The organism is Vibrio sp. 1180_3 (assembly GCF_029478545.1).
In the GTDB taxonomy this organism is placed as follows: Bacteria; Pseudomonadota; Gammaproteobacteria; order Enterobacterales; family Vibrionaceae; genus Vibrio; species Vibrio aestuarianus.
This window is the reverse complement of record NZ_SJFM01000070.1, coordinates 1-5,061: the sequence shown is the minus strand read 5'-3', so window position 1 is coordinate 5,061 and position 5,061 is coordinate 1. Positions and strand designations below refer to the sequence as shown.

3 protein-coding genes are annotated in these 5,061 nt (G+C 43.9%); all 3 read left to right on the top strand.

Features of this window, described 5'->3' with window-relative positions:
• The first annotated feature begins 864 nt into the window (after positions 1-864).
• The 3 genes from EYW48_RS20335 to EYW48_RS20325 all read left to right on the top strand — a co-directional run bounded on the left by EYW48_RS20335 (position 865) and on the right by EYW48_RS20325 (position 4,582).
• The gene (locus EYW48_RS20335) at positions 865-1,800 is read left to right on the top strand and encodes a LysR family transcriptional regulator (protein ID WP_277432957.1); all 936 of its coding nucleotides are present in this window, start codon (positions 865-867) and stop codon (positions 1,798-1,800) included.
• Between the two features lie 192 nt (positions 1,801-1,992).
• A complete protein-coding gene (locus tag EYW48_RS20330) occupies positions 1,993-3,102 on the top strand; it encodes an NAD/NADP octopine/nopaline dehydrogenase family protein (RefSeq protein WP_132941366.1) in 1,110 nt (369 codons plus the stop codon).
• A gap of 73 nt (positions 3,103-3,175) precedes the next feature.
• Entirely contained in the window at positions 3,176-4,582 is a 1,407-nt protein-coding gene (locus EYW48_RS20325) for a YfcC family protein (protein WP_277432956.1), read from the top strand.
• The last annotated feature ends 479 nt before the right edge of the window (positions 4,583-5,061 follow it).

Genomic DNA, 5,061 nt, shown 5'->3' with positions numbered 1-5,061 from the left:
TGACCAGCCTTCGTTACATTGTCAGACTCGCTACTTTATTCAGAGTCCTAGGTTCATCTGGTGATACAGATGGTTCACACATTAAGCGGTGAACAGCGCTTCATACGACCTCACGTCGCACGCCCCAAAATATATTAGATCAAATACTCTACAAAGTTTAGTGGCGTGCTTTTTTCCTACCAAATCTAATCCGAATTAAGAAGAGCAGACCACGCTCATTTTGGGCGTGGACAGGTTGGAAATCGTATTTTTCAGAACCCGTCGGAGTTTACGGAAAGTTTCAGTAATTCCCGTAATTCACATTCTGTAAGCTACATAGTACGTGATTTTGATTAAGCATAACCATAATTATCGCCATGACCGGTTGCATATAAGCATGGAAGAAATCCGTCTATTAACCGTTAGGCTTATCGAGTAAATCGGTTCATATGGAATCATTTCGTTTTATTCATTTACCAGTCATTACTGCTGCTATTAGTGTAGTTGTGGCGGTCTCCGCCGACTGGTCTTAGCGTCTTTATTGACAACCTTACGCAAACCATAGAGCTGAGATTAATGCAAAGAAAGCTGTCTTGCTGCCGCAGCTACTCCTACTTTCTCTGCTAGCTTCAGTGCTTCTGCTTTTAATTCAGGGGGAGTGTTTAATTCTAGTTTTCTTGGTTGTCATTGTTCACCTCGTTAGTGATTGTACTCATTTAACTCGATGTCAAAAAATTCTGGGGCGGATCACTGTTTAAAACGACTTTTAGTTGAGCTTTATCCACTTTAAAGTTGCCAAGAAATATTGATTACTCATAGCAGCTCAAGGTATTCCACTAAAGCTTCTGGTAATTTCATCGATTCCTGTATCCAGAGCTGTATGTAATGAAGCTAACCCAACTCAATGCTTTTAAAGCCATTGTTGAATGTCAAACCGTCACTGCCGCAGCAGAGCGCTTATCACTTAGTCAATCCGCCGTCAGTCGACTATTAGCCAGTTTAGAACAACGAATTGGCTTTCAACTTTTTATTCGTAAACGAAATCGCTTGGAGCTTAGCAATGAGGGAGAAGCCTTCTATATTGAAGTCTCCAAAGTCTTTGATGCTGTATCAAGTCTCGATCACGCTGCGAATTCAATTCGCTCGCGCCATTTCGGGACACTGAATATTGCAGCGATGCCTCTTCTCTCAAACGCCTTTTTGCCCAGAATCTTAGCGGTCTTTTTAAAGCAAACGCCTAAAGTCAAAGTCGGGTTTAAAACATATCGTTCCGAAGAGGTGATTCAGCGGGTTCAAAGTCAAACAACAGACATTGGCTTTGCGTTTATTGATGAGTATCTCGCGGGTGTAAAAGCACAGAAAGTAGAATGCGAATGCGTCTGTCTTATTCCCTCCGATTCGCCACTGGCCAAACGATCGGTCATAGACATCTACGATATCGCGGGTCAAGTGCTCATCCGCCACGAAAAGGATATTACTCAGAGAAGAGTCGATGCATTGTTACGTCGCTATGACCTATCAACGATTGAGCAAATCGAAGTCTCACTGGCAAGCACCGCTGCAACCTTAGTTCGAGAAGGCGTCGGGATCGCGATCACTGATCCATTTACCGCTTACATGGAAAGCGAGCACCCAAAGGTCGTAATGAAACCACTAGTATTCGGCCTGCCGTTTGAATTTGATATTCTCTACCCTTCGTTAAAGCCCATTCACCGAAATGCGGAACAGTTCATTGAGCAATTCATGTTACAAGCTGACGCGATGAATATTCAGCTCAAAATCGGGCCAATGCGAAACCTCAATGAATATGATTCTGAGTAAGTTCACAGTTACAGAGATGCCAGACTACTTTGGTGAAATCAATTTATACTAATAAAGTCAATGCCTTGAGATAACACTAGTCGCTCATCATTCCTTTTTTGCATACTAGTCTCCAGCTTAATCATTGGCGACGAATATGCCTTCTTCCTTAAGCTCTCAACCAGAAAAACAAAAATCAATAAGGAAGAAATTATGAAAACGCGCGTCTCTGTGATTGGCTCCGGTAATGCTGGATTAACAGCTGCCTATCACTTTACCCTACAAGGTGCTGATGTCTGCCTCTATGGCTCGCCAGGTTTTGACCATCCTCTGGCAGACATAGAACAACGAGGAGGGATCTGTGCACTTGAAAGCTTTAATGACGTTGAACTGACTTACAGTGGCTTTCAGGTGTGTGACAAAATCAGCCGCGATCTGGCAGAGACAGTCTCATATGCCAACTTACTCGTCTTACCGGTTCCATCATTTGCGCAAGAGCCACTCTTTACTCAAATGCTGCCTCATTTACGTGATGGCCAAATTATCATGCTTATGCCAGGGAATTATGGCTCATTAGCGCTAAATCGAATTAAAAATGAACAAGGGTTTGCCCATTTAGATATCACTTTTGTTGACGCAATCTCGATTCCCTGGGCAACTCGAATTGTTGGGCCTGCAGAGATCGCTATTTTAGGCATGAAAGAGCACCTTCCTGTCGCCGCTTATCCTGCAAATCGAACGGAAGAGGCTATTGCAGCCTTACAAACTGTGATGCCATTACCTCTAACAAGGCTTAGTAATGTCATTGAAGCCGGATTAGAAAACATCAACTTTGGCGGACATCCATTACTAACAACACTCAATATTGGCTTACTAGAAAACTTCGATGGCCAATTCAATTACTACAAAGATTGCTGCTCAGTTTCAACAGCAAAAGCGGCAGCAGTAATGGAGTCAGAACGTCAATCCATAGGCAAAGCGCTAGGATTACAACTGTTGCCTGAGCTTCAAGCAATGAATGCCCTTTACGGTATGAAATGTGAAAGTGTTTATGAGGTTAACCGCACTTCAGAAACCCACGGCAAACTGAACAGCGCACCCAACTCAGCCAGCAACCGATACATCACGGAAGATGCCGCTTACCTTCTCGTCCCTTGTTACGAGCTCGGTAAACTGGTCGGTATTGACACACCTATGGTGACATCTTGTCTGCACATCGACAATGCGTATAACGAGACCAATTATTTCGAATCTGGAAGAACATTAAAAAAAATGGGACTTGGCGATATGTCCGCTCAACAAATCATGGAATTCGTTAGCTAACGTGAAGGAACAGCTTTTGGGCTAAATCCGACCAATGGGGCTTCGGCCCCATAAGAAATAAAAGGACATCGTAATGACAAAATTTAAATTCCCTTCTGCCTACACAATTTTGATGATACTGACCGTACTAATGGCCATTTTAACTTGGGTTATCCCGGCCGGTCAGTACCAGATGGAAACCAATGAAACACTAGGCCGTATGGTGCCAATGGTTGGTACGTATCAAACCGTTGATTCAAACCCTCAAGGTATCGTCGATATTTTAATGGCACCAATTCAAGGCTTCTATGACCCAGGTAGCTACGTGGCGCGTGCAGTGGACGTCGCCCTATTTGTATTGGTTATCGGTGGATTTTTGGCTGTAGTAACCCAAACCGGCGCGATTGATGCTGGCATCGCCGGAACCATGAAACGCCTATCAGGTCGCGAGAAATGGATGATCCCTATACTAATGGGGTTGTTTGCGCTGGGTGGTACCGTTTACGGCATGGCGGAAGAAACTATTCCTTTTTACGCTCTGCTGATACCTGTAATGATCGCAGCAGGCTACGACAGTATCGTTGGCGTTGCTATTATCATGGTTGGTGCTGGTATTGGCTGTTTAGGCTCTACTATTAACCCTTTTGCAACTGTCATTGCCTCTAACGCAGCTGAAATCAATTTTATGGAGGGCTTTGCTCTGCGTGCCGTGATCCTTGTTCTTGGTTGGATCGTTTGTGTTATCTATGTCATGCGCTATGCAGAGAAAGTGAAAAATAACCCTGAGCTTTCAATCGTCGCTCACCAGAAAGAGTCAAACTTAGAATATTTCCTGCACAGTAAAAAGCAAGAAACACCAGAACTAAACAACACACGTAAAGCGGTACTGGCTATCTTCGGTTTAACTTTCGCCGTTATGATGTGGGGCGTATCCGCAGCAGGATGGTGGATGGCTGAACTCTCCGCTCTATTTCTTGGCTCAAGCATTCTTGTTGGCTTCGTTGGCCGGATGTCAGAAGTTGAAATTACCGACAGTTTTGTAAACGGAGCGCGCGATCTTCTGGGAGTGGCCCTGATCATCGCTATTGCTCGTGGCCTTGTGGTCGTCATGGATAACGGCAACATAACCCACACCATTTTGCATTACGCGGAAGGCTTATTAGGTGGGTTAAACGAAATCGCATTCATCAATGCTATCTACTGGGTCGAAGCCGTGATGTGTTTGGTCGTTCCCTCTTCTTCAGGGCTTGCGGTACTCTCAATGCCAGTCCTTGCCCCACTCGCGGATTTTGCTGGTGTTGGCCGTGAACTGGTTGTCACTGCCTACCAATCTGCCTCTGGTTTACCAAACCTTGTGACACCGACATCGGGCGTGGTGATGGGTGGTCTAGCCATTGGGCGAGTCGCCTACTCATCTTGGCTAAAATTCATTGGCCCATTGCTTGGCGTGCTTTGTACCATGATCATGATTCTTCTAAGTATTGGTGTTGTGATCAGCTAATCTGACTGAAGTATACACCCAACAGCAACGTCAATTAGCTGTAGATTAAAGTTCATCTCTGGGTTGGCTATCCCCTTTAGAGATGAACTTTGTTTGTTCAACCATCCATGAATAGTGACAAAGTTGCATATTGAGTTGCTGATAGATTGATTTAACGCGGTCTTAAGAAAGAGAAACAGCGCTAAGGTGCTCTGCTCCAGTAGAACTGGACGCTTAACTAAGCAACTTTCCGATACCAAAAGTTATCCACATTTTTCTAATTTTAGTGATTAATGTAAGAATATTTTGCCCCAAACCTTTCTAGCACAAGAATCATGACTCATTTCTTTTGTCATAAATTGGCCTGTTTTTGGGGCTCTTCTCCGCTTTGATGAGTCTGATTCCCATGTACATCAATCTCTATCATACTGATTATTAATATATTTATAGTTGGTATGTTAGAGCTGTATTTTGACTTATTCTATTTCTGGTCTTTTACG

Bases quoted from the DNA above. Each gene is read 5' to 3' on its own strand.
- EYW48_RS20335 (WP_277432957.1), top strand. From the start codon at position 865: ATGAAGCTAACCCAACTCAATGCTTTTAAAGCCATTGTTGAATGTCAA.
- EYW48_RS20330 (WP_132941366.1), top strand. From the start codon at position 1,993: ATGAAAACGCGCGTCTCTGTGATTGGCTCCGGTAATGCTGGATTAACA.
- EYW48_RS20325 (WP_277432956.1), top strand. From the start codon at position 3,176: ATGACAAAATTTAAATTCCCTTCTGCCTACACAATTTTGATGATACTG.